At 66.1% G+C, this 22,899-nt stretch carries 20 protein-coding genes; 9 read left to right on the forward strand and 11 right to left on the reverse strand.

Annotated features, from left to right (window positions below):
• Positions 1-18: 18 nt before the first annotated feature.
• Positions 19-147 carry a hypothetical protein gene (locus DC366_RS20465; protein ID WP_279305758.1) on the reverse strand — a complete coding sequence of 43 codons (129 nt, stop codon included), beginning with the start codon at positions 145-147 and terminating at the stop codon, positions 19-21.
• Positions 148-411: 264 nt separating this feature from the next.
• Between DC366_RS20465 and DC366_RS10340 the strand changes: the two genes are divergently transcribed.
• Complete coding sequence (locus tag DC366_RS10340) at positions 412-3,429, forward strand: aminotransferase class III-fold pyridoxal phosphate-dependent enzyme (RefSeq protein WP_108692129.1); 3,018 nt, start codon at positions 412-414, stop codon at positions 3,427-3,429.
• 91 nt (positions 3,430-3,520) lie between these two features.
• A complete protein-coding gene (locus DC366_RS10345; RefSeq protein WP_108692130.1) occupies positions 3,521-5,635 on the forward strand; it encodes a DEAD/DEAH box helicase in 2,115 nt (704 codons plus the stop codon).
• 25 nt (positions 5,636-5,660) lie between these two features.
• Here the strand turns inward: DC366_RS10345 and betA are convergent, their stop codons facing one another.
• Positions 5,661-7,337 carry a choline dehydrogenase gene (gene betA / locus DC366_RS10350; RefSeq protein ID WP_108692131.1) on the reverse strand — a complete coding sequence of 559 codons (1,677 nt, stop codon included), beginning with the start codon at positions 7,335-7,337 and terminating at the stop codon, positions 5,661-5,663.
• Between the two features lie 123 nt (positions 7,338-7,460).
• On the opposite strand from betA, the gene betI reads away from it, so the two are divergent.
• On the forward strand, positions 7,461-8,144 hold the full coding sequence (betI, locus tag DC366_RS10355; RefSeq protein WP_133176194.1) for a transcriptional regulator BetI: 684 nt from the start codon (positions 7,461-7,463) through the stop codon (positions 8,142-8,144).
• A gap of 90 nt (positions 8,145-8,234) precedes the next feature.
• Here betI and DC366_RS10360 read toward each other — a convergent pair whose 3' ends face one another.
• Together DC366_RS10360 and DC366_RS10365 are read right to left on the reverse strand one after the other, a co-directional pair.
• Positions 8,235-8,939, reverse strand: a complete 705-nt coding sequence (locus tag DC366_RS10360; protein WP_108692133.1) for a winged helix-turn-helix domain-containing protein — start codon at positions 8,937-8,939, stop codon at positions 8,235-8,237.
• On the reverse strand, positions 8,939-9,169 hold the full coding sequence (locus DC366_RS10365; protein ID WP_243405100.1) for a hypothetical protein: 231 nt from the start codon (positions 9,167-9,169) through the stop codon (positions 8,939-8,941). The genes DC366_RS10360 and DC366_RS10365 overlap by 1 nt, the downstream gene beginning before the upstream one ends.
• A gap of 9 nt (positions 9,170-9,178) precedes the next feature.
• Here DC366_RS10365 and DC366_RS10370 point away from each other — a divergent pair, with 9 nt between their 5' ends.
• From DC366_RS10370 to DC366_RS10380, 3 genes are all read left to right on the forward strand, one after another.
• On the forward strand, positions 9,179-9,706 hold the full coding sequence (locus DC366_RS10370) for an NAD(P)-dependent oxidoreductase (RefSeq protein ID WP_108692134.1): 528 nt from the start codon (positions 9,179-9,181) through the stop codon (positions 9,704-9,706).
• Between the two features lie 82 nt (positions 9,707-9,788).
• Positions 9,789-10,409 carry a ribonuclease HII gene (gene rnhB / locus DC366_RS10375; RefSeq protein ID WP_108692135.1) on the forward strand — a complete coding sequence of 207 codons (621 nt, stop codon included), beginning with the start codon at positions 9,789-9,791 and terminating at the stop codon, positions 10,407-10,409.
• Between the two features lie 103 nt (positions 10,410-10,512).
• Positions 10,513-11,628 (forward strand): site-specific DNA-methyltransferase, encoded by a 1,116-nt coding sequence (locus DC366_RS10380; protein WP_207768693.1) that lies wholly within the window; start codon positions 10,513-10,515, stop codon positions 11,626-11,628.
• Positions 11,629-11,823: 195 nt separating this feature from the next.
• Here DC366_RS10380 and DC366_RS10385 read toward each other — a convergent pair whose 3' ends face one another.
• From DC366_RS10385 to mutY, 3 genes are all read right to left on the reverse strand, one after another.
• Positions 11,824-13,791 carry an oxidoreductase gene (locus tag DC366_RS10385; RefSeq protein ID WP_108692136.1) on the reverse strand — a complete coding sequence of 656 codons (1,968 nt, stop codon included), beginning with the start codon at positions 13,789-13,791 and terminating at the stop codon, positions 11,824-11,826.
• Positions 13,792-13,846: 55 nt separating this feature from the next.
• Positions 13,847-14,962 (reverse strand): alkane 1-monooxygenase, encoded by a 1,116-nt coding sequence (locus tag DC366_RS10390; protein ID WP_108692137.1) that lies wholly within the window; start codon positions 14,960-14,962, stop codon positions 13,847-13,849.
• Between the two features lie 63 nt (positions 14,963-15,025).
• Complete coding sequence (gene mutY / locus DC366_RS10395; protein ID WP_108692138.1) at positions 15,026-16,090, reverse strand: A/G-specific adenine glycosylase; 1,065 nt, start codon at positions 16,088-16,090, stop codon at positions 15,026-15,028.
• 81 nt (positions 16,091-16,171) lie between these two features.
• Here mutY and DC366_RS10400 point away from each other — a divergent pair, with 81 nt between their 5' ends.
• The 3 genes from DC366_RS10400 to DC366_RS10410 are packed head-to-tail and all read left to right on the forward strand — an operon-like array spanning position 16,172 to position 18,474.
• Positions 16,172-16,681: a DUF721 domain-containing protein gene (locus tag DC366_RS10400; RefSeq protein ID WP_108692139.1), complete on the forward strand. Its 510-nt coding sequence runs from the start codon at positions 16,172-16,174 to the stop codon at positions 16,679-16,681.
• Positions 16,682-16,699: 18 nt separating this feature from the next.
• On the forward strand, positions 16,700-17,362 hold the full coding sequence (locus DC366_RS10405; RefSeq protein WP_108692140.1) for a DsbA family protein: 663 nt from the start codon (positions 16,700-16,702) through the stop codon (positions 17,360-17,362).
• The gene (locus tag DC366_RS10410; protein ID WP_108692141.1) at positions 17,359-18,474 is read left to right on the forward strand and encodes a CaiB/BaiF CoA transferase family protein; all 1,116 of its coding nucleotides are present in this window, start codon (positions 17,359-17,361) and stop codon (positions 18,472-18,474) included. Before DC366_RS10405 ends, DC366_RS10410 begins: the two co-directional genes overlap by 4 nt.
• Here the strand turns inward: DC366_RS10410 and lpxK are convergent.
• The 4 genes from lpxK to DC366_RS10430 all read right to left on the reverse strand — a co-directional run bounded on the left by lpxK (position 18,471) and on the right by DC366_RS10430 (position 22,826).
• On the reverse strand, positions 18,471-19,463 hold the full coding sequence (gene lpxK, locus DC366_RS10415; protein WP_207768694.1) for a tetraacyldisaccharide 4'-kinase: 993 nt from the start codon (positions 19,461-19,463) through the stop codon (positions 18,471-18,473). The two genes, DC366_RS10410 and lpxK, sit on opposite strands and share 4 nt — an antisense overlap.
• The gene (locus DC366_RS10420) at positions 19,463-20,713 is read right to left on the reverse strand and encodes a 3-deoxy-D-manno-octulosonic acid transferase (protein ID WP_108692142.1); all 1,251 of its coding nucleotides are present in this window, start codon (positions 20,711-20,713) and stop codon (positions 19,463-19,465) included. The genes lpxK and DC366_RS10420 overlap by 1 nt, the downstream gene beginning before the upstream one ends.
• Positions 20,714-20,722: 9 nt before the next feature.
• On the reverse strand, positions 20,723-20,965 hold the full coding sequence (locus DC366_RS10425; RefSeq protein ID WP_108692143.1) for a DUF4170 domain-containing protein: 243 nt from the start codon (positions 20,963-20,965) through the stop codon (positions 20,723-20,725).
• Between the two features lie 76 nt (positions 20,966-21,041).
• Positions 21,042-22,826, reverse strand: a complete 1,785-nt coding sequence (locus DC366_RS10430; RefSeq protein WP_108692144.1) for an ABC transporter ATP-binding protein — start codon at positions 22,824-22,826, stop codon at positions 21,042-21,044.
• Positions 22,827-22,899 lie beyond the last annotated feature (73 nt).

Here is a 22,899-nt window from a genome sequence, read left to right on the forward strand (position 1 = left end):
GGGGTTCCACGGGCAGTGTCAGTCCTCGGCCTCGTCCATCTGTTGCAACTGGCGCAGCAGCCGTTCCATCTCGGACGGCATCTTCTGCGGCTCGGCGTCGCGATAAGCGCGCTTGAGGTTGCTGGCCACGGGGTCTGTTTCGATCATGCTCATCATTTTATCTGCCCTACACTCTGTGCGGCGCTTCTGCGCTTGCCCCGCCGACGTCAGGTAATGGTTGCCGTCCCAACCGACGCGGACCGCAAAAGGTTCCTGCGGCAATTCCGAGCCTAGCCCAGTGTTGCCAAATTATCGGTTAACGGGCGCGCCGACAGGGCGGTTTGCACCGCCGGGCTGCGTGGCTGCGCCGATACCGCTTGTCTTTCGGGCACTTATTTCCCAAAAATGCGGCGAAATGGCGGGGGTTGCGCAATGCATGATGACTGGTCCCAGATACTTCGGGATGAATGGGGTATGGACGCGCGGCTGACGCGGCTGGACGGCGAATACGACCTCAATTTTCGCGCCGAAACCCGACAGGGCGCCTATATCCTCAAGGTGATGCGCGCGGGCTGTGAGGCGGGCTTTGTCGATATGCAGGTGGGGGCGCTGAACCACGCGCTGGCGGCGGCGCCCGATTTGCCGATCCCGCGCGCGATCCCGGCACTGAGCGGCGCGCAGGCGGTGACGGCGCAGGATGCGGCCGGGCAGGCGCGGGTGATCTGGCTGCAGGAGGCGCTGCCGGGTGTGTGCTATGCCGATTTCCGCCCGCATTCGCCCGCGCTGATCGAGGATCTGGGCGCGCAAATCGGCGCGCTGGCGGGCGCGCTGAACGGGTTCGAGCATCCCGGCCTCGCCCGCGATTTCAAGTGGAACCTGATACAGGGCGGCTGGATCGCGGGCCATCTGGACGCCATCACCGATTCCGCGCGCCGCGCGATCCTGCAGGGCATTGTCCAGCGGTTCGAAGGGCTTGGCGGCGCCCTGGGCGCGCTGCCGGTTCAGGCGATCCACAATGACGTGAATGATTACAATATCCTCGTGTCGCTGGATGGCACGCGGCCCGTGGTGTCCGGCTTGATCGACATGGGCGATATGTGCGCCGCGCCGCGGATCTGCGATCTGGCCATCGCCGCGGCCTATGTCGTGCTGGACCACCCCGCGCCCGAAGCGGCGCTGGAGGCGCTGGTGCGCGGCTATCACCGCGCCAACCCGCTGACCGGGCCGGAGCTGGACATGCTATTGCCGCTGCTGCAGATGCGGCTGGCGGTGAGCGTGGTCAATTCAACGCTTATGGCGCAGGAGAACCCGGACGATCCCTATGTGACGATCTCGCAGGCACCTGCGTGGCGGTTTCTTGAGGGGCCGCAACCGGGCGGCGATCTGCTCGCCTACCGCCTGCGCGCGGTCTGCGGCCTGCCGATCAGCGATGCGGCGACGCGCATCATGGCGTGGCTGGAGGGCGCCCGCGGCAGTTTCGCGCCGGTGATGGAGGGCGATCTGGCCGCCGCCCCCATGGGCGCGCTGTCGGTCGAGGCATGCGCGGTGCCGCGCGATCCATTTCACCTGAGTCAGCCGGAGGCGGCGGTCATCGGCAGCGACCGCTTCGGCTCGGATGATCTGTGGCTGGGATATTACGGCGAGCCGCGTCTGATCTACACCGCGCCCGCGTTCCGCAAGGGGCCTTGGAACGCATCGAACCGGCGCACCGTTCACATGGGGATCGACGTGTTCGCGCCCGCCGGCCGCGCCGTCTTCACCCCGCTGGCCGCGACGGTCTATTTCACCGAAAAGCGCGACACGCCGCTGGATTACGGCGGTATGGTGATCCTCGCGCATGTCACGCCCGAGGGCGATGAATTCCACACGCTTTACGGTCATCTGGACCCTGCCAGTTTCGCCCATCTGCGCGAAGGCCAGACGCTGGCGGCGGGCGAGGCATTTGCCAGCCTTGGCGATGATACCTGCAACGGCGGCTGGGCGCCGCACCTGCATTTTCAACTGGCGCTGACGCTGGCGGGGATGGGCAATGACTGGCCCGGCGTCGCCGACCCGGACGAGGCCGAGCTGTGGCGCGCCATCTGCCCGAACCCCGCCGCGCTGATGAACCTCGCGGATGCCAAGGTGACCTACAGTCCACCCGACAAGGCGGCTGTTCTGGAGATGCGGCAACAGCATTTCGGCAGCAACCTCAAGCTGAGCTATACCGATCCGGTGATGCTGCTGCGCGGCTGGCGGCATCACATGTTCGACGATTGGGGGCGTCCCTATCTGGATGCCTACAACAACGTGCCGCATGTCGGCCATGCGCATCCGCGCATTCAGGCGGTGGTGGCGGATCAGTTGCTACGCATGAACTCCAACACCCGTTACCTGCACCCCACGCAGGCGGAATTTGCCGAAAAACTGCTGTCCAAGATGCCGCCGCACCTGTCCGTCTGCTATTTCGTCAATTCGGGCAGCGAGGCCAACGAGCTGGCCCTGCGCCTTGCCCGCGCTGCGACCGGCGGGCGCGGGATCGTCACGCCCAATCATGGCTATCATGGCAACACCACGGGCGCGATCGACATATCCGCCTATAAATTCAACGCCAAGGGCGGCATCGGGCGGCCCGATCACGTGGCGCTGGTGGACCTGCCCGATGATTATCGCGGACCCCATCGCCGGGACAATCCGCAGGCGGGCGGGCTTTATGCCGCGCAGGTGCAGGTGGCGATCAAAGCGCTGCAGAAACGCGGCCACACCCTTGCCGGGTTCATTGCCGAGACGTTCCCGTCGGTCGGCGGCCAGATCATCCCGCCACCGGGATATCTGAGCGAGGTCTACAAGCGCATCCGCGCCGCCGGCGGCGTGTGCATCGCCGACGAGGTGCAGACCGGGCTGGGCCGTCTGGGCCAGCATTACTTTGCGTTTGAGGCGCTGGGCGCATCGCCCGACATGGTCGTGCTGGGCAAACCCATCGGCAACGGCCACCCGCTTGGCGTCGTGGTGACAACCCCGCAGATCGCCGAGGCGTTTGCGCAGGGCCCAGAGTTTTTCTCGACCTTCGGCGGGTCGACCCTGTCCTGCCGCGTGGGCAAGACGGTGCTGGATATCGTCGACGACGAGGGTTTGGCACAGAACGCTGCCAACATGGGCGCGCGCCTGATGGCGGGTCTGAAGGCGCTGATGAACCGGCACGAGGCGATTGGCGATGTGCGCGGCATGGGGCTGTTCGTGGGGGTCGAGCTGGTGACGGACCGCCGGGGCCGCACCCCGGCGACCGGCATCGCCGCCTATGTGATGAACCGCATGCGCGAGCACCGCATCCTGATGGGGCGCGAGGGGCCGGACGACAACATCCTGAAAATCCGCCCACCGCTGACCATCGACGCGGAGGGGATCGACATGATCCTGCACGTTCTGGATAATGTGCTGGCCGAGACGGGCGCGCAGATGCCGCCGCGCTAAGGCTATACATTGTGCGCCATAGCGGTTAGATGCGGCAACTTGCGCCGCCGTATTCGCGCGCGCCCTTGAAACAGCAGAAAATCCAGATCCCGTGAAAACAGCTCTTGCCGATGCCATTGCCGCCCGTGGTTACACCACGCTCACCCCTGTTCAGGAGGCGGTGACAAATCCCGATCTGACCGGCGCCGACATGCTGGTGTCCGCCCAGACCGGATCGGGCAAGACGCTGGGCTTTGGCCTGGCCATCGCGCCGACCCTGCTGGGGGAGGCCGAGAAATTCGACGAGGCCGCCGCGCCGCTGGCGCTGGTCATCGCGCCGACCCGCGAGCTGGCCTTGCAGGTCAAGCGCGAGCTGACATGGCTCTATGCCGGGGCGAATGCGGTGCTGGCGTCCTGCGTCGGCGGCATGGACATGCGCGACGAGCGGCGCGCATTGGCGCGCGGCGCGCATATCGTCGTCGCCACGCCGGGGCGCCTGCGCGATCATATCATGCGCGGCTCGATTGACCTGAGCGCCTTGCGCGCCGTGATTCTGGACGAGGCGGACGAGATGCTGGACCTCGGATTCCGCGAGGATCTGGAGTTCATCCTGGGCGAGGCGCCGGACGAGCGGCAGACGCTGCTGTTTTCGGCCACCGTCCCCGCCGCCATCGCCAAGCTGGCGCAGGGGTTTCAAAAGGACGCCGTGCGCGTCAGCACGGCCAATGCCGAGGCAGGCCAGCACGCCGATATCGAATACCGCGCGATGAACGTCTCGCCCCGCGACGGCGAAAACGCCATCATCAACGTGCTGCGCTACTACGAATCGCCCAACGCCATCGTGTTCTGCAACACCCGCGCCATGGTCGCCCGCCTGACCACGCGTCTGTCCAATCGCGGCTTTGCCGTGGTGGCGCTGTCGGGCGAGTTGACGCAGTCCGAGCGCACCCACGCGCTGCAAGCCATGCGCGACGGGCGTGCCCGCGTCTGCGTCGCCACCGATGTGGCAGCCAGAGGCATCGACCTGCCCAACCTCGATCTGGTGGTGCATGCCGAACTGCCCGGCAGCCATGAGACGTTGCTGCACCGCTCCGGCCGCACGGGCCGCGCGGGGCGCAAGGGCGTCAGCGTTCTGATCGTGCCGCCGGTGGCCCGCAAGAAGGCCGAGCGCATCCTGAACTGGGCGAAGCTGCGCGCCGAATGGGGCCCTGCTCCTTCCGCTGACGAGGTGTCGGCCAAGGACGAAGAGCGCATGATGAATGACGAGGCGTGGGCCGAGGCGATCACCGAAAGTGAGGCGCCCGCCATCGCCAAGCTGATCGAGCGGTTCACACCCGAACAGATCGCCGCCGCCTATCTGCGCCAGTATCACAGCCGCCATTCAGCGCCCGAGGATCTGGGCGATCCGGGCGAAAAACCCATCCCGCGCGCCGCGTTCGGCCCGTCGGTGTGGTTCTCCGTCTCGGGTGGACGTGACAAGGGCGCCGAGCCGCGCCGTCTGCTGCCGATGCTGTGCAAGGCGGGCGGGATCACCCGCGACGATATCGGCGCGATCCGCGTGGGCGATAGTGAGAGCTATGTCGAACTGCGCAAACCTGCGGTCGCCGGGTTCAAGGCGTCGATTGGCGAGAATATGCGCGTCGAGGACGGCGCCGAGGTGACCGAGCTGTCACAGCCCCCGGCAATCGCTCAGCGCCCCGCCGCCAAGCCGCGCCCCGGCCCCAAGCCCGAATGGAAGAAACCGGCGCCCAAAGGCCCGCCGCCTGCCAGCCAGATGGACGATCTGCCCGCCATCCTGCCGCAGGCCGAGCAGCCGGAGCGCAAGCCGCGCGCCAAAAGCACTGCGCCGGTGCAGTATGACGACGCGCCCGCGCCGCGTCACAAGAAGCCCAAGGCAGATGCACCGAACAAGCCGCATCGCACGGGGCCCAAGCCCGACTTCACCCGCGACGGCGCGGTCAGCGGCACGGCGCCGAAACCCAAATGGAAGGGCAAGCCGGGTCCATCCGGCCCCGGCAGCGCGCCTGCTGTGGGCAAGCCCAGCAGCAAGAAGAACCGCGCCCGCGCGGCGGCCAAAGCGGCCGAAGGATACACCAGCAAACCCGGCAAGCCGGGTGCGAAACCCGCAGGCAAGCCATTCGGCAAACCCGGCGCGAAACCCGGTGGCAAACCGCGCGGCGCGGCGGCCAAGGGCGGCAGCGCCGCACCGAAGCGTAGCAAGGATTGACGCGCCGCGTCGCGGCAGATTTGCGTCACGCGGGAACGGCAGCTTTCACTGTCTCGCGCCAGCCGGGATGAATCCACGGCTGGCGGTTCGAGGCGGGCAGGGGATCGCGGCCAAGGATAAGGTCTGATGCCTTTTCCCCCACCATGATGCTGGGCGCGTTCAGGTTGCCATTGGTGATGCGCGGAAAGATCGAGCTGTCGGCGACGCGCAGGCCATCCACGCCGATCACGCGGCACTCGGGATCGACCACCGCCGCCGGATCATCGGCCGCGCCCATCTTGCAGGTGCCGCACGGGTGATAGGCGCTTTCGGCATGCTCGGCGATGAAAGCGTCCAGCGCATCGTCGCTTTGGACATGCGCGCCCGGCTGAATCTCCTTGCCGCGATAGTCATCGAAGGCCGCCTGCCCGAAAATCTCGCGGGTCAGGCGGATGCAGCGGCGGAAATCTTCCCAATCGCTGTCATGCGCCATGTAGTTGAACGCGATGTCCGGCGCCGCCATCGGATCACGCGACGCAAGGCGCACCCGCCCGCGCGAGGCCGACCGCATCGGGCCGACATGCGCCTGAAACCCATGCCCCTCGGCGGCGGCCTGTCCGTCATAACGCACGGCCATCGGCAGGAAATGATACTGGATGTCGGGATACTCCACCCCCGGTTTCGACCGAAGGAAAGCCGCGCTTTCAAACTGGTTGGACGCGCCCAGCCCGTTCTTGCGCAGCAGCCACTGCGCGCCGATCATTCCCTTGGACCACAGGTTCCAATGCTTGAAAAGCGTGATGGGCTGCGTGCAGGCCTGTTGAATATAAAGCTCCAGGTGATCCTGAAGGTTGCCGCCAACGCCGGGCCGGTCGCTGACCACGTCAATGCCATGCTCGGCCAGATGCGCGGCCGGGCCGATGCCTGACAGCATCAGGATCTTGGGCGAGTTGAAGGCCGACGCGGCCAGCACGATCTCGCGATTCGCGCGGATGATCTGGATCTTGCCGCCGCGCTCTACCTCGACACCCGTCGCGCGCCCGCCCTCGATGATGATGCGGCGCACGAAGCAGCGCAGCATGTCGCAGTTGGCGCGCTTCAGCGCGGGGCGCAGATAGGCGTTGGCCGCAGACCAGCGGCGGCCCCGGAACACGGTCTGCTCCATCGGGCCGAAGCCCTCCTGCTTTTCGCCGTTATAGTCGTCCGTCATCTCATAGCCTGCCTGCCTGCCCGCCTGAACGAAGGCGTCGAACAGCGGGTTGGCGCGCGCGCCGCGCGTCACATGCAAGGGCCCGTCCGTGCCGCGCCAGGACGGATCGCCGCCATGGCCGCCGTCGGACCAACGCTCCATCCGCTGGTAATAGGGCAGCACGTGGCGATAGCCCCAGCCGTCGGCGCCGCTGTGCTCCCAATGATCGAAATCGCATGCGTGGCCGCGCACATAGACCATCCCGTTGATCGAGGACGAACCGCCGACAACCTTGCCGCGCGGCGCGGCCAGCGTGCGGCCGTTCAGATGCGGCTCGGGCCGGGTGCGATAGCCCCAGTCATAGCGGGCCATGTTCATCGGATAGCTCAGCGCAGCGGGCATCTGGATGAACGGCCCGGCATCGGTGCCGCCATATTCCAGCACCAGAACGCTGTGCGCCCCGTCCTCGGACAGACGGTAGGCCATGGCCGACCCGGCAGATCCGGATCCGATAATGACGAAATCGGCGTTCATGACTGTTCCCTTTCAAGCAGATTCCCGAAATACTTACCATTGGTCAGTTTTTAGGTCAAAAGGTAAATATTGTGACCCTGCATCTACGACGCTAGGGTGGGCCTGCAACAGGGCGGCAGGCATATGGCACGGCAAACCATCCGGGACATCAGGCGCGCGGAACTTTCGCAAGCAGCCTTCGACGCGCTGGTGCTGCACGGGATCCGCGGCACCACGCTGGAACGCGTGGCCAAGATTGCGGGCGTGTCCAAGGGCGTCGTGCTGCATCACTTCAAGGACAAGGATGCGCTGTTCGAAGGGGTGCAGCGCAAGGCGAATACCGTCCTGCGCATATGCGTGACGGAATTGCTGCGCCACGCCGAGACGCCGCTGGAGCGGCTATATGCGATCATCGTCGGCAATTTCGCCGCGCCGGTCTTTCAGCAGGAAATCTGTCACGCGTGGATCTCGCTTTGCTCGGACGTGCCGCATAACCGCCAAAGCCAGCGCATCCAGGCGGTGGTGCATGCGCGCATGCGCAGCAACCTGATGAGCGCGCTGCGCCCGCTGGGGGTGCGCGATGCGCCGCGCGTCGCGTTTCAGCTGCGCACGGTGATGGATGGCATATGGCTGCGCGCCAGTTTCCAGATCGCGCCGATGGACGGCGCCGAGGGGGTGGCCCAGGTGGATTACGCCGCCCGCCACCTTCTGGCGGAGGCCGCCATCGCGCCGCAGGACATGGACGCGGCGCTGGCCAAGATGCAATCGCTTGCTGGCCTGATCCTGACGACGCGGGCGTTTCGCGATCAGGCCATGACCGGCAGTTGACGCGGCGCTGCGATAGGAGGGCTTTGCCCCCGCCGCCCTGCGGGCGGCTCCCCCAGGATATTTGACGCAAGAAGAAGCCGGGCGAGCGGGTCAGATGACGCGGATCACATCCTTGTCGATGGCGAGCACGTAGCCTTGCCGCGCGATGTTGCGCACCAGCAATTCGCTGACCATCTGGTTGCCCAGCGTGTCGCGCAGCCGTTTGATGCGCGTGGCGCCGGCGGCCTCGTCGCAGTCGCTGGAATCGCGGCCCGAGATCATCCCCTCGATCTGCGCGCCGGTCAGGATATCGCCGTCCATCCGCGCCTCGGCCAGGACCGAGAGCGTCTCCATCGCAGCATCGGTCAGCTTGAACCCCATGTTGTTGAGATAGACAGACTTCTCGGCGCGGCTGATGAGCAGCGAGTTTACCTCGATCCCCGACCGCTCGATCTGGGCCATGCGGCGGTTCAGCGTGACCAGCATCAGCAGGAAGATGAGCGCCGATATCAGCAGCGCCGCGCTGAACACCAGCAGCACGAATATGACCATCCGGTAGCTGACCAGCGTTTCGCTGAACGCCGTGCCCGACAGGGCGAGGATCTCAAGCAGCTTGATCTCGGCATCGCTGGTCAGCGTGTCGTTCTCGACGAATATCCGCTCGACCCGCGCGTTGAAGGCTCCGGCATCGGGCAGCGACAGGAACAGGAAGATCGCGGCCAGCGCCAGTATCGCCACGATGGCGGCCACGCCGAACACGACAACGCGGCTGCCCGACCGCCGCGCGCCCGCTGCCGTCACATCGCCGGGCACCATTACTCCTGCCTCACGGACAAGACCTTGAGCAGGGTCAGGCCCTCTGACGCCAGCTGCGCCTCCAGTTGGGCACGGGCCGCCGCAAGGGTGCATGCCCCGGCGATCTCGGCGGTGCCGTAGAACAGTTTCAGCGGATCGTCCCGCTTGGCCTTGTATTCGGCGATACATGCGGCGCCGGCGGGTCCGGCAACAAGCGCGGCAAGCGCGAGGGAGGCGAGTGTTTTCATCATGTGCGAACCATGGCCGGGGCGGCGCCGCTATTCAATAACCAAAGGCGCGGCGCCGGGTTGTTATCGGATAACCGCGCCGCGTTATTGTGCGGCCATGGCCGGGTGGCGAACCATCGAGGATACGTCTTCGCCAATTTTCAGAAAAGGATCACCATCATGGCTGGCAAATTCATCTCGATTGTCCTTGCGGCGTCCGTTGCCGTCACCGGCTTGACCGCAGCACCCGCGCGGGCCGCGGACCGCGACGTGGCCCGCGCCCTTGCCGCGATCGCCGGGATCGCCATCGTCGGCGCCGTCATCCACGACGCCCAAAAAAACAAGCGCCGCGCCGAAGCCCGGCACCATCCGCGCCCGGTCTATAAGACGCACCGCCCCTATCGCGCGGAAAAGCGCCATCATCGCCGCAAGGCCATCAGGGAGCGGGCCTATCGTCGCGGCTATAACTATCATCGCCGTGATACGCGCCCGCGCCGGGCGGAGCGCCGGCACGGATCTCAACACGGCTACAGCGCACGGCCGCGCCGCTATGGCAACTGACGCGCAAAAGCGGATCAGCGTTGGCAGGGGCCCCGTCGCGGGCCCTTTCCTTTGGCGGCATCCTGTGGTCTGACACTTTGCCATGTCAGCCCCGGATTATTCATACGAGACAGAGGCGTTGAACGCCGGCGCGCGACTCGTTGCAGGCGTGGACGAGGTCGGGCGCGGCCCGCTGGCGGGGCCGGTCACCGCCGCGGCTGTGGTTCTCGACATGGCGCGCATTCCCAAGGGGCTGAACGATTCCAAGGCGTTGACGGCCGCGAAGCGCCGCGCGCTCCATGACGCGATCGCCGCCTGCGCCGACATCAGCATTGCCCATGCAAGCGTGGAGGAGATCGACGCGCTGAACATCCTGCGCGCCTCGCATCTGGCGATGGAGCGTGCGGTGGCGGGCCTGCCGCGCCGCCCTTGCGTGGCGCTGATCGACGGAAACATGATTCCGCGGGGCCTGTGCGTGCCGGGCCGCGCCATCATCAAGGGCGACGCGCTGTCACTGTCCATCTCGGCGGCCTCAATCATGGCGAAAATATGTCGGGATCATGTCATGCGGGATTTGGCGCAACACTATCCCGGATATGGCTGGGAGACGAACGCCGGATACCCGTCGAAAAGCCACAAGGAAGCGCTTCAAAATCTGGGCGTGACCCCTCACCATAGACGTTCGTTCAAGCCGGTGCACCATATCTTGTATCAAGATAAATAGTTAAGCCTCTGATTCAAAAAAGAATTTGACGACGATTCGCCTATGGACGATCCTTGTGCTCAAGCAGACAGAGCGCAAAAACGCGCCGGGACAGAGGCAAGACATGACAAAGATGACCAACATCAAGGGGGCCCGAACCTTGCCCCTCAACACGATCATTGACGGCGATTGCATCGAGGCGATGAATGCGCTGCCCGAGAATTCGGTCGATCTAATCTTTGCCGATCCGCCCTATAATCTGCAACTCAAGGGCGATCTGCATCGCCCCGATAACAGCCAGGTCGACGCGGTCGACGATGCCTGGGACCAGTTCGACAGCTTTGCCGCCTATGACAAGTTCACGCAGCAATGGCTGGCCGCCGCGCGCCGTCTGCTGAAACCGAATGGCGCGATCTGGGTGATCGGATCGTACCACAACATCTTTCGTGTCGGGGCGGCATTGCAGGATGCCGGTTACTGGATCCTGAACGACGTGGTCTGGCGCAAATCCAACCCGATGCCGAATTTTCGCGGCAAACGCCTGACCAATGCGCATGAGACGATGATCTGGGCATCGAAATCCGAGGGCGCGAAATACACCTTCAATTACGAGGCGCTGAAGGCGCTGAACGACGGCGTGCAGATGCGCAGCGACTGGGTGCTGCCGATCTGCACCGGCCACGAGCGCCTGAAGGACGAGGCCGGCGACAAGGCCCATCCGACGCAAAAACCGCAAAGCCTGCTTCACCGCGTCATCGTGGGCAGCACCAATCCCGGCGATGTCGTGCTGGACCCGTTCTTTGGCACCGGCACCACCGGCGCGGTGGCCAAGATGCTGGGCCGCGACTATATCGGCATCGAGCGCGAGGAAGCATATCGCAAGGTTGCCGAAAAACGGCTCAAGGCGATCCGCAAGTTCGACCGCGAGGCACTGCAGGTCAGTACCTCCAAACGCGCCGAGCCGCGCGTGCCCTTCGGCCAGCTGGTCGAACGCGGCATGCTGCGCCCGGGCGAGGAGCTCTATTCGATGAACCAGCGCCACAAGGCCAAGGTGCGCGCCGACGGCACGCTGATCGGCGACGATATCAAGGGCTCGATCCACCAGGTCGGCGCCCATCTGGAAGGCGCGCCCAGCTGCAATGGCTGGACCTACTGGCATTTCAAGAAGGACGGCAAGCGCGTGCCCATCGACCTTCTGCGCCAGCAGATCCGCGCCGAAATGGCCGAGCGGCCCAACTGAGATCTACCCCCGGACAAACAAGAACACCGCCGGTGCCTGTGGTCTGACGCTAGGCACCACCTCAACTGCGCCCTGCCGCCCTGCGGTGGGGCGTTTTTTAATGCCTCATGCGTCGCATCTTGAGTATTTTCGCCAAGATGAAGGCTCATCCCACGCGTCTTCATCTTGGTGCAAATACTCAATCACCCGGTGGCGTCACAGGGACCAGGCTGCCTTGAGCCCGTCCAGCACCGCCTCTTCGGCGGTTCGCGGCGCCATGCAATCACCGATGCCGATGACCTGTCCCGCATAGCCATCCAGCGCGGTCAGCAGCGCGTCGGACACGTCGGTTCCCTGCGCCAGCACCAGCGTTTCGGTGTCCTCGACGATGATCGGCTCGCCATTGGCGGCGTGGATGAAATAGGCGGTGTCGTCATCGGCGCCGTAGAGCTGCGCGTAGGGGATGATCTCGACCCCCAGCTTTTGCACGCGCCCCACCATCGTATCGCGCACATAGGTTTGCAGCATCTCGCCCGCGTGGGTGCCGTTGACGCACAGGCGCACGCGGCGCCCCGCGCTGGCCAGAAGCTCGGCCACGCCCAGCCCGACCCAATCGGCGCGCCAGTCGGCGATGGTGACGGAGCCGCCGACATTCGCGTGGCTGCGCAGCACATCCCAGGCGGTGACGATATGCGCGTCATCGCTGAATTCCATCCCTTGCGGGTGCCGCGCCGTGCCGCCGGTGGCCACGATGACGGCATCGGGTTCGGCCGCCTCGATCCGGTCCAGCGTCACTTCGCTGTTCAGATGCACGGTGACGCCGGATTGCTCCATCTCGCGGGCGAGGTTGGTCACGATGCCGCCGAATTCGGCCCGGCCCGGCAAGAGTTGCGCCAGCAGCGCCTGACCGCCCAGCTGTGCGGCGGCTTCGCGCAGGGTCACCTCGTGGCCCAGCGCGGCGGCGGTGGCGGCGGCCTTCATTCCGGCGGGGCCGCCGCCGATCACCATGACGGATTTCGGCCGATCTGCCTTGCGCCTTGTGCCATACCGCAGTTCGCGCCCGGTTTCGGGGAACTGGATGCAGGAGATCGGCACGCCCTTGTGGAAATGGCCGATGCAGGCCTGATTGCAGCCGATGCAGGCGCGGATATCGTCGGGGCGATCTTCGCGCGCCTTGCCCGGCATGGCCGGATCGCAGATCAGCGCGCGGGTCATGCCGCACATGTCGGCCTGACCGGAGGCAATGACGCTTTCGGCCTCCTGCGGCTGGTTGATGCGCCCCGCGACCATCACGGGAATGTCGACAGCCTGTTTCACGGCATGGGAAAACGGGGCGAGATAGGCGTTTTCCTCGAACATCGGCGGCACGATGTGGATGGCTCCGCCCAGCGTGGCCGAGGTGCCGGCAATCACGCTGACGTAGTCGAGCGTCGGCGCCAGCGCGCGGATCACCTCAAGGCTTTCGGCGCCCTGCATCCCGCCCTGCGTATGTTCGTCGCCCGAGATGCGCAGTCCGACCGCAAAGCCATCGCCGGTTGCGCCGCGCACCGCCTCGATCACCTCGCGCAGGAAGCGCATGCGGCCCTCGGCACTGCCGCCATAGGCATCCTCGCGCCGGTTGACATGCGGGCTGAGAAATTGCGCGGGCAGATAGCCGTGGCTCGCCACGATCTCGACCCCGTCGAGGCCGGCGCGCTGCATGCGCCGGGCGGCGGCGGCATAGCCCTCCACCACTTCGCGGATCATCGCCAGAGGCATGGCGCGGGGGATCACGTGGAACCTGTCCGAGGGGGTGGCGGAGGCCGACCATGCCACGGGCGCGGTGCCGTCGGCGACCTCCATGATCTCGCGGCCCGGATGGAACAGCTGGGCAAAGATGCGGGTGCCGTGGGCGTGGACCGTCTGCGCCAGTCGTGCGAACCCCGGCAGGCAATCATCGTCGGTCCCCATCAGCACATGCGAGGTATACCGCGCCGTTTCATGCACGCCGACCACCTGGCTGACGATCAGGCCCGCGCCGCCGCGCGCCCGCGCCTCGTGATAGGCGATCATCGCATCGGTGACATGGCCGTTTGCCGCCATCGACGTGTCATGCCCGGTCGACAGGATGCGGTTCGCGATCTCCACGCCGCCGATGGACAGCGGGCTGAAAAGCTGCGGGAATAGCTGCGATGTCTGTGGCATGGGCTGGCCCCTCGGCTGGTATGCGATGCCACGCTACCGCCCCGGTGCCACGGCTTCAAGCCGGAGGCGGGTGCGCGGCCTTGTTGTAGGGCTTCCAGTCGGTGATCTGGGGGTAATATGTCTTGCGCCACGCGCGCACGCGGCGGTTCATCACACGGCGCCAGAGGGGCGGGACCATCGCCGCCATCGTCATGACGGGATAGCCATAGGGCAGTTGCGGCGCCTCGTCCTCGGTATGGTTTTGCAGCAGGGGAAACCGGCGATCGGGCTTGTAATGATGGTCCGAATGACGTTGCAGGTTGATCAGCAGCCAGTTCGTCGCCTTGTGCGCCGCGTTCCAGCTGTGGCGCGGTTTGACATGCTCGTAGCGGCCATCGCCCAAATATTCGCGCGTCAGGCCGTAATGTTCGACGTAATTGACCAGCGCCAGTTGCCAGACGGCGACCAGCGCCTGCCACAGAAACAGCGCAAGCCCGGTCCAGCCGCCAAGGATCAGCGCCAGCGCCAGCATCGCGCCCTGAAGCGCCCAGTAGCGGAAAAACGGATTGCTGGGATGGCTCCAATTGCGGCCCCGGCGCGCCTGCATCGCCGCCTCGGCGCGAAAGGCCGATGCGACCTCGCCGGGCAGAACGCGCGCGAAGAAGCGATGAAACCCCTCGTTATAACGCGCCGTGACGGTGTCGCGCGGGGTGCCGACATGGCGGTGATGGACCTGCAGATGCTCCGACCGGAAATGAGAATAGAGCACCATCGCCAGCAGGATATCGGCCATCCAGCGCTCGATCCGGGGTTTCTGGTGCATCAGCTCATGCGCATAGTTGACGCCGATCGTGCCGGTGATGACGCCGACGCCAAAGAACAGCACGATCTTTTCCAGACTGCCCAGATGCGCCGCCTGCGGCACGTACCAGATCATCCAGAACAGCAGCGCGAACTGCACCGGCGCCCAGATCAGCGTGATCGCGCGATACCATGTGATGTCGGTGCCAAGGTCCAGATCATCCAGATTGAGGCCCAAAAACGCATCCAGCAGCGAAAAGAAATACCACGTGAAGACCGGCAGCAGAATCACCGTCCAGCCGCCCTGCAATGCGCCGAGGACGGCGATCGGGACCAGAAACAGGGACATCCAGAACGGGATAGCTTGCCTGATATGGGCGGCGGTGGACATCGGGCGGCTCCGTGATGTGCGCATGGTGCGTGCCGTTTCAATAGCGGGTTACACGAAATTCCTTTAGCCGAAATTGACAAGACTCACACGCGCCAGATCAAAAACCTTGCGCATGACCGTCGGCAGCTGGCCGGGCTGGAATTCGGCGCGCGGGATGAACCGGCCGCGCTGCGGGGCGGCGGTCATGTCGACCTGCGTCACGTCGATGCGAAGGCGCAGGTGAAAATGCGTGAAGGTATGGCGCGCCTCCTCGTTGAGGGTCTGCCAATCGGCGTGCAGCGGGGGCGCGTCCGCCGTCGCCCCTTCGGTCCAGTCGCTGCAGGGCCAGCCCAGCATGCCGCCCAAGAGGCCCCGATCCTCGCGCCGCTCCAGCAACAGCGCGCCATCGCTGCGCTGGGCGACATAGGCGATGCCGTGGCGGACGGGCTTGGCCTTTTTCGGGCTTTTCTTCGGCAGCTCGGGCGCGGTGCCTTCGGCGCGCGCGGCGCAAGGGGCGCGCCACGGGCAGATCCCGCAGGCGGGGCTGCGGGGGGTGCAGATGGTGGCGCCCAGATCCATCACCGCCTGCGCGTAATCGCCGGGGCGCGCGGCGGGCGTCAGCGCGGCGGAGGCGGCGGTCAGCGCGGGCTTGGCCGCGGGCAGGGGGGTGTGGATGTCGTGCAGGCGCGCCATGACACGCTCGACATTGCCATCGACCACCGTTTCGGGCGCATCGAACGCGATGGCCGCGATCGCGGCGGCCGTATAAGGCCCGATGCCCGGCAGTGTCAGCAGCGTGGCATGATCCGAAGGGAAGCGCCCTCCATGCTCGGCCACCACGGCCCGCGCGCATTTCAGCAGGTTGCGCGCGCGGGCGTAATAGCCAAGGCCGGCCCATTCGCCCATCACCTCGCCATCTTCGGCGGCCGCCAGATCGGCCACCGTCGGCCAGCGGGCGGTGAAGCGGTTGAAATACTGCGTCACGGCGGCAACGGTGGTTTGTTGCAGCATCACCTCGGACAGCCAGATGCGGTAGGGATCGGGCCGCTCGCCCGCGGCCCGGCGCGCGGGGCCGACGCGCCACGGCATGTCGCGGGCATGGACGTCATACCAGTCCAGCAAATCGGCCGCCTTCGCCGTCTCACGCATTCTTTATGCCTCTTTCGTGCTATCTGCTGGCATGGAAATCCACATGCCCTAAAATGGCGCCCGACCGCAGGAGATCAACCAATGCCGCCGCGCCGCCCCACGACCAAGGGTTTCACCCGCTCCAGCACCCTGCTGCAAGAGCGGATTCGCAAGGCGTCCGAAAGCCGGGGCTTTGCCGAATCGCGACTGCTGACGCAATGGGCCGAGATCGTGGGCGCCGAAACTGCCGCCATCGCGCGGCCCGTCAAGGTCAGCTATGGGCGCGGCGGCATGGGCGCCACGCTGAGCTTGTTGACCACCGGCGCACAGGCGCCGATGCTGGAGATGCAAAAAGAGGGGCTGCGCGCCCGCGTGAACGCGGTTTACGGCTATAACGCCATCTCGCGCATCACCATCACGCAGACCGCGCCCACAGGCTTTGCCGAGGGGCAGGCTAGCTTTCAGCACCGCGCGCCTGCAAAGGCGCCGCGCCCGCCCGATCCCGAGACCGCCCATGAGGCGCGCCATATCGCCGCGCCCGTGGCCGACACCGAACTGCGCGCCGCGCTTGAAGCCCTGGCGCAAAATGTTCTATCCAGACCGAAACGCTGAGGCGAAAAGGAATATCACATGAATCGCAAGATCTTGATCGCGGCTGCCGCGCTGGCCATTCTGGGGGCGGCCCTGTGGTGGCAACTGGGCGGACAACACACCGCCGAGGCCGCCAGCGACGACGTTCCGGCCGAATTCGCCGATGTCGACACATCGGGCATCGTCGAGATGACGATGGGGCCGGAGGACGCCGCGGTGACGGTGACGGAATACGCCTCGCTCACCTGCCCGCATTGCGCCGACTTCCACAAGACCACCTTTCAGGAGCTCAAGCGCGACTTCATCGACACCGGCAAGATCCGCTATGTCTATCGCGACGTGTTCTTTGATGGCGCGGGCCTGCGCGGGTCGCTTCTGGCGCGTTGCGCGGGGCCGACGCGGTTCTTCGGCATCAACGATCTGCTCTATACCCGGCAGGCCGAATGGCTGGACGCCAAGACGATGGGCGATGTGATGGACAACCTGCGCACCATCGGCAAGGTCGCGGGCCTGAGCGATGACCAGATCACGGCCTGCCTTGAGGATCAGGACAAGGCGCAGGTGCTGGAGGCATGGTTCCGCCAGCACGCGGCCGAGGATGGCATCACCTCGACGCCCACCGTTCTGGTTGACGGTCAGGCATACGGCAACCCGCCCTATGACGATCTGAAGGCGGTTCTGGACGAGAAGCTGAACCAATGACCTCCGCACCCCTTTCCGGCCTGAAGGTCGTCGAACTGGCGCGCATTCTGGCCGGCCCCTGGGCGGGCCAGACGCTGGCCGATCTGGGCGCCGAGGTGATCAAGGTCGAAAGCCCCGAAGGCGATGATACCCGCCGATGGGGCCCCCCCTTCGTCGAGCGCGAGGGCGACCGCACCGCCGCCTATTTCCATGGCTGCAACCGTGGCAAGAGCAGCGTCACCGCCGATTTCCGCACGCCCGAAGGGCAGGAAAAGGTGCGCGCGCTGATCGCGGAGGCCGATATCGTCATCGAGAATTTTAAGGTCGGCGGGCTGGTCAAATACGGGCTGGATTATGCCTCGCTTGCCAGGGATTTTCCGGGGCTGATCTATTGCTCGATCACCGGGTTTGGGCAGGACGGCCCCTATGCGCATCGCGCGGGCTATGACTATATCATCCAGGGCATGTCTGGCCTGATGTCGATCACCGGCGCGCCCGAGGGCCAGCCGCAGCGCGTGGGCGTTGCGATCACGGATGTCTTTACCGGCGTTTATGCCACCACGGCGATCCTTGCGGCGCTGCACCAGCGCAGCCAGACCGGCAAGGGCCAGCAGATCGACATGGCGCTGCTGGATGTTGCCGTTGCAGTGACGGCGAACCAGTCGATGAACTATCTGACCACCGGGCAGGCGCCGGGGCGGATCGGGAATTTCCATCCGAATCTGGCGCCTTATCAGGTTTTCGATTGCGCCGATGGCTATATCATCATCGCGGTTGGCAATGACGCGCAATACCAGCGGCTTTGCGGCCTTCTGGACCTGCCCGAACTGGCAGGCGCTGCGGAATATGCGACCAACGCCGACCGCGTGGCGCGCAAGGACGAGCTGAGCGCGCGCCTGACCGAGCGGACGCAGACCTTTACCAAGGATGCGCTGCTGTCGGCCTGCGAAGGCGCAGGCGTGCCGGCGGGTCCGATCAACAACATGGACGAGGTTTACGCCGATCCGCAGATCATCGCCCGCGGCATGCGCATCGATCCGGACGGCGTGCCGGGCGTGCGCACGCCGATCCGCTTTTCGGATGCCGATCTGTCGCTGGACAAGGCATCGCCGAAACTGGGCGAGGCGCTTTAGATCCCCAGCGCCTCCAGTCGCGCGTTCAGCGCGGTCCAGTCGGCGATCTCCAGCCGCACGGGCAGCGTCAGCACCTTGGGCCTGAATTCCGCGGGCAGGCGCACCGCGTCCTTTTCCGTCGTGACCAGCTGCGCGCCAAGGCGCGCGGCCTCGCTCTCCAGCCGTTTCAGGAGGGCAGGGGTGAAGGGCTGGTGATCGTCCAGCGCCTCGGCCCCGGCCAGATCGGCGCCCATGCTGCGCAGGCTGGCAAAGAATTTCTCCGGATGGCCGATACCCGCGAATGCAAGGCACCGCGTGCCGGTCCAGTCCATGCCGGTCCGCAGCGGCGCCAGCGCGCCGCGCAGATGCGGCAGGTCTATCGCGCTGCCCCAGGCGGCGTCAAAGGCGTCCTGCGCCGCGCTGCCGCCGATGGAAAGCAGCAGATCGGCGCGGCCAAGGCCCACATCCACCGGCTCGCGCAGCGGCCCGGCGGGCAGGCAGCGGCCATTGCCGAAGCCGACCACCGCATCGACCACGATCAGCGAGATGTCCTTGTGCAGCGCCGGGTTCTGGAACCCGTCATCCAGCACGATCACCTCCGCCCCCGCATCGGCCGCCGCACGCGCCCCGGCGGCGCGGTCACGGGCCACCCAGACAGGCGCAAAGGCCGACACCAGGAGCGGCTCGTCGCCCACTTCGGCCGCCGTATGCTGGCGCGGGTCCACCTGCAAGGGGCCCTCCAGTCGTCCGCCATGGCCGCGGCTGACGACATGAACGGCGCGCCCGCGGGCGGACAGATGCTGAACCAGCGCGATCACCGTCGGCGTCTTTCCGGTGCCGCCTGCGTTGAGGTTGCCGACACAGATCACCGGCACCGGCGCACGCCACGGCGTGCCCCGCGCCAGCCGCCGTGCCGTGGCGCGCGCATAAAGCGCGCCCAAGGGCGACAGCAGCCGCGCGCGCAGACCCGGCGCCGCGGCCGGGCGCAGCCAGAAATCCGGCGCGCGCATCAGCCAAACTCCAGATCGTCGAGCATGTCCTGAAGCATGTCGATGATGTGGTCGGTGACCTTGGCGCCGGCCGTCGCCACCTCCCACGCCGCATGGGCCATCGTGGCGCTGCGGTCGGCGGCAATCAGATGCGCCAAGGCAGCCGCCAGCGTATCGGCGTCGCGCACGATCCGCGCGCCCCCCGCGCCCGCGTAGCGCTTGTAGCTGGGCAGGTAGCGACCCACATTCGGGCCGTAGACAATGGCCGAGCCATGGGCGGCAGGCTCGTTGGGATCGCTGCCGCTCATCCCCGGCTTCAGCGAGCTGCCCATGAGCGAAATCGTGGCCAGCCGATACCACAGGCCCATGTCGCCGCGCGTGTCGGCCAGCAAGACCTGCGTCGCCTCGTTAGGCATGCCGCCCTGCGACCATATGGTGTGGCGCCATTTGCCCTGGCGCAGCGTGTCGCGAAATGCCTCGGCTTCGGACAGATCCTCGGGCACCACGATCAGGATCAGGCGGTGCGACAGGCGGCTGGCCTGCCGATGGGCGGCCAGCACGATGTCCAGCTCCGCGTGATGCAGCATGGCGGCCAGCCAGATGGGCCGCCCGCGCAGCGTGACGGCCATCTCGTCGCGCAGCGCCTCGTCATAGGGCAGGGCGATCGCGCCCTCCTGAAACAGGCCCGTGACGGTCAGCCGGTCCTCGCTGACGCCCATCCGGCGCAAGGCGCGCGCGGTGGGCTCGGACCGGGCCATGATGGTCCGGAACCGGCCCAGAAGCAGGCGGGTGACATCCGGCAGCCAGCGCCAGCTGGAGCGTTCCAGCAGCGATGCCTCGGCATCGACCAGGATCAGCGGCACGCCGGCATCATCGGCGGCAGTCAGCAGCGCGGGGCGCAGATCGCCGCCGGTCCACAAGCAGACATCGGGGCGCCAGTGCCCAAGGAACGCGTCGGCAGTGACGGCGGCATCCCCCTCCAGCGGCTGGTGGATGGTCAGCGCGCGGGCGTGGGCGGGCAATTGCACGTCCGCGCCGGTCGTCAACAGCAGGTGCAGCCCGCCCCCCGACACGCCGGGCGTATTGCCGCGCTGCGCCGACAGACGCTCGACCAGTTGAACCAGCGCGTTGGCGTGCTCCAGACTGGTGGCGTGGCCCCAGATCACCGCGCCGGCGGGACGCTCGCAGGCGGGCACGAAGGGCGCGCCGACCCCCGCGTTGCCGCGCCGCGCCCATGCCAGATAGGCCGCCAGGCTGAGCGAGGAGGCCATGGCGCTGCGTTACCCCAGCTCTTCGGTGGGCGAGGCGGGCGTTTCCTCGTCCCGCAGCCGGTGCAGATGGGCGATGAAATAGCGCATATGCGCGTTGTCGACCGTGCGCTGCGCTTCGGCCTTCCAGGCGTGATGGGCGGATTCGTAATCGGGATAGATGCCGACGATGTGCAGATCGTCCACGTTCTTGAACACATTTTTCGACGGGTTTGTCAGCTCCCCGCCAAAGACAAGATGAAGGCGTTGGGTCATGGATGGCTCCTTGGATCAGGTGATCGGGGCGAAACTATGGGCTGGCGCGCGCCGGGGCAAGGGGCGCGCGGCGGCGCTATTTCTTGTCGTATCCTTGCTTTTGCGCCTGATAAAGCTGCGCGTAAAGCCGGTTCTGACGCAACAGATCGGCGTGGCGGCCCTCCTCGACCAGCTGGCCGGACTCCAGCACGAAGATGCGATCCGCATCGGCGATCGACGACAGGCGGTGCGCGACGACGATGGTGGTCTTGCCGCGCGTCAGCCGATCCAGCGCCGATTTGATGCGCGCCTCCGTCGCCTGGTCCAGCGCGCTGGTCGCCTCGTCCAGCAGCAGGATCGGCGCGTTGGTCAGGAAGGCGCGCGCGATGGCGATGCGCTGTTTCTGACCGCCCGACAGCTGCGCGCCCTTCGGCCCTACAGGCGCGGCGCCGCGCGCGCGGATCAGGTCCGCGATCTCGGCATCCTCGGCGGACTGCCAGACCTCTTCGTCGCTGGCCTCCGGGCGCACGTAGCGGATATTTTCCCAGATCGAATTGTTGAAGATGACGATATCCTGCGCCACCACCGAATAGGCGCCGCGCAGCGCGCTGACGGTCAGCTGGTCGATGGGTTGCCCGCCGATGGTGATGCGCCCGCCCTGCGTGTCATAAAGCCGCGTCAGCAGCGACAGGATCGTCGTCTTGCCCGACCCGGTCGAGCCGACGATGGCCGACACCTGGCCGCCCCGGAACGTCATGTCGAGGCCGTGAAACAGCGGCTGATCGGCGCTGTAGGCGAAATGCACATCCTCCAGCACGATATCGCCGCCAGTGTCGAATTCGGCCACCGCGCCCTCCTTGTCGGTGATGCTGGGCACGACGTCATGAAGGCGGCGGATGCGGTCCAGAAGGACCATGTTGGATTGCAGGCTGCCAAAAAACATCGCCAGCAGGCGCGCGGGATCGAACACCATCACCATCCCCAGCAGGAAGGTGATGATCCCGGCGCCGTCCATGTCGAAATCGGGGCTGAGCACCATGTAGCCGCCGCCGCCGATCACCAGCACATAGACGAAGGCCGAGGACAGATCGATCGACGGCATCACCAGCGCCTGCGTGATCTGCACGCGGTTCATCAGGTCGCGGATCGCGCTGGTGCCCTTCATCAGGCGGTGCGTCTCGACGCCTTCCTGGCTTGCGATCTTGACGGTGCGCATGCCATGCACCGTCTCCTCGATGCCGTTCATGTACTCGCCCATGGCCGTCTCGGCCTCGCCTTGGGTGATCTTCACGCGGTCCGAGACGAAGTTCATGATCCAGATGATGAAGGGCAGGACCACGACCGCGGTGCTGAACAGGATCGGGTTCTTCCAGATCAGGTAGCCCGAGACGATGATGACCGTTACCGCGTCGCGCACCGCGTTGGCCACGCCTTGCCCGACGAAGACGCCCAGCGCCTGCGTCTGCGTCACCAGCCGCTGGATGATCTCGCCTGATTTGGTGCGCTCGAAATAGGCAAGGTCCAGCGCCATCATATGCGCAATCAGGTCGCGGCGCATCTGGAACACCGCGTCGTTGCTGACCCAGACGGTGATGCGCGGCACAAGATAGGACATGAGGCCGCGCACCGCGAACAGCACGAACACCACGATGCAGACCATCACCAGATCGCCGACGCTGCCACTGTCGAAGATCACGCGCAGGCCGCTTTCGGTCATCGACAGGAATTGCTGATAGACAAGGCCCTGCACCAGGATCATGCCCAGAACCAACAGCAGCCAGGGCGCCTTTTGCCGCAGGTAGCGCGTCCAGAGCCAGCGCAGGTTCTCGCGGTCGCGCTCGGTATAGAGCGGGGCGCGTTTGGTCTTGGGGGCGTGGGTCATGGGCGGGCCGTGCCTTGGGTTTGGGTCTTTGGCCCGCTCTTAAAGCGTTTCGGCGGCGGCGTCACGCATCGCC

Origin of the sequence: Pelagivirga sediminicola (assembly GCF_003072125.1) — a bacterium.
GTDB classification, from domain to species: domain Bacteria; phylum Pseudomonadota; class Alphaproteobacteria; order Rhodobacterales; family Rhodobacteraceae; genus Roseovarius; species Roseovarius sediminicola.

Excerpts from the sequence above, each read along its gene's own strand:
- DC366_RS10420 (WP_108692142.1), bottom strand. The coding sequence starts at position 20,713 with ATGGCCTCCTCGCTCAGCCTGGCGGCCTATCTGGCATGGGCGCGGCGC.
- DC366_RS10425 (WP_108692143.1), bottom strand. The coding sequence starts at position 20,965 with ATGACCCAACGCCTTCATCTTGTCTTTGGCGGGGAGCTGACAAACCCG.
- DC366_RS20465 (WP_279305758.1), bottom strand. The coding sequence starts at position 147 with ATGATCGAAACAGACCCCGTGGCCAGCAACCTCAAGCGCGCTTATCGC.
- DC366_RS10385 (WP_108692136.1), bottom strand. The coding sequence starts at position 13,791 with ATGCCACAGACATCGCAGCTATTCCCGCAGCTTTTCAGCCCGCTGTCC.
- DC366_RS10365 (WP_243405100.1), bottom strand. The coding sequence starts at position 9,169 with ATGATGAAAACACTCGCCTCCCTCGCGCTTGCCGCGCTTGTTGCCGGA.
- DC366_RS10370 (WP_108692134.1), top strand. The coding sequence starts at position 9,179 with ATGGCCGGGGCGGCGCCGCTATTCAATAACCAAAGGCGCGGCGCCGGG.
- mutY (WP_108692138.1), bottom strand. The coding sequence starts at position 16,090 with ATGCGTGAGACGGCGAAGGCGGCCGATTTGCTGGACTGGTATGACGTC.
- DC366_RS10360 (WP_108692133.1), bottom strand. The coding sequence starts at position 8,939 with ATGGTGCCCGGCGATGTGACGGCAGCGGGCGCGCGGCGGTCGGGCAGC.
- DC366_RS10340 (WP_108692129.1), top strand. The coding sequence starts at position 412 with ATGCATGATGACTGGTCCCAGATACTTCGGGATGAATGGGGTATGGAC.
- DC366_RS10400 (WP_108692139.1), top strand. The coding sequence starts at position 16,172 with ATGCCGCCGCGCCGCCCCACGACCAAGGGTTTCACCCGCTCCAGCACC.
- DC366_RS10430 (WP_108692144.1), bottom strand. The coding sequence starts at position 22,826 with ATGACCCACGCCCCCAAGACCAAACGCGCCCCGCTCTATACCGAGCGC.
- betI (WP_133176194.1), top strand. The coding sequence starts at position 7,461 with ATGGCACGGCAAACCATCCGGGACATCAGGCGCGCGGAACTTTCGCAA.
- DC366_RS10410 (WP_108692141.1), top strand. The coding sequence starts at position 17,359 with ATGACCTCCGCACCCCTTTCCGGCCTGAAGGTCGTCGAACTGGCGCGC.
- DC366_RS10380 (WP_207768693.1), top strand. The coding sequence starts at position 10,513 with ATGACAAAGATGACCAACATCAAGGGGGCCCGAACCTTGCCCCTCAAC.
- betA (WP_108692131.1), bottom strand. The coding sequence starts at position 7,337 with ATGAACGCCGATTTCGTCATTATCGGATCCGGATCTGCCGGGTCGGCC.
- lpxK (WP_207768694.1), bottom strand. The coding sequence starts at position 19,463 with ATGCGCGCGCCGGATTTCTGGCTGCGCCCGGCCGCGGCGCCGGGTCTG.
- rnhB (WP_108692135.1), top strand. The coding sequence starts at position 9,789 with ATGTCAGCCCCGGATTATTCATACGAGACAGAGGCGTTGAACGCCGGC.
- DC366_RS10405 (WP_108692140.1), top strand. The coding sequence starts at position 16,700 with ATGAATCGCAAGATCTTGATCGCGGCTGCCGCGCTGGCCATTCTGGGG.
- DC366_RS10390 (WP_108692137.1), bottom strand. The coding sequence starts at position 14,962 with ATGTCCACCGCCGCCCATATCAGGCAAGCTATCCCGTTCTGGATGTCC.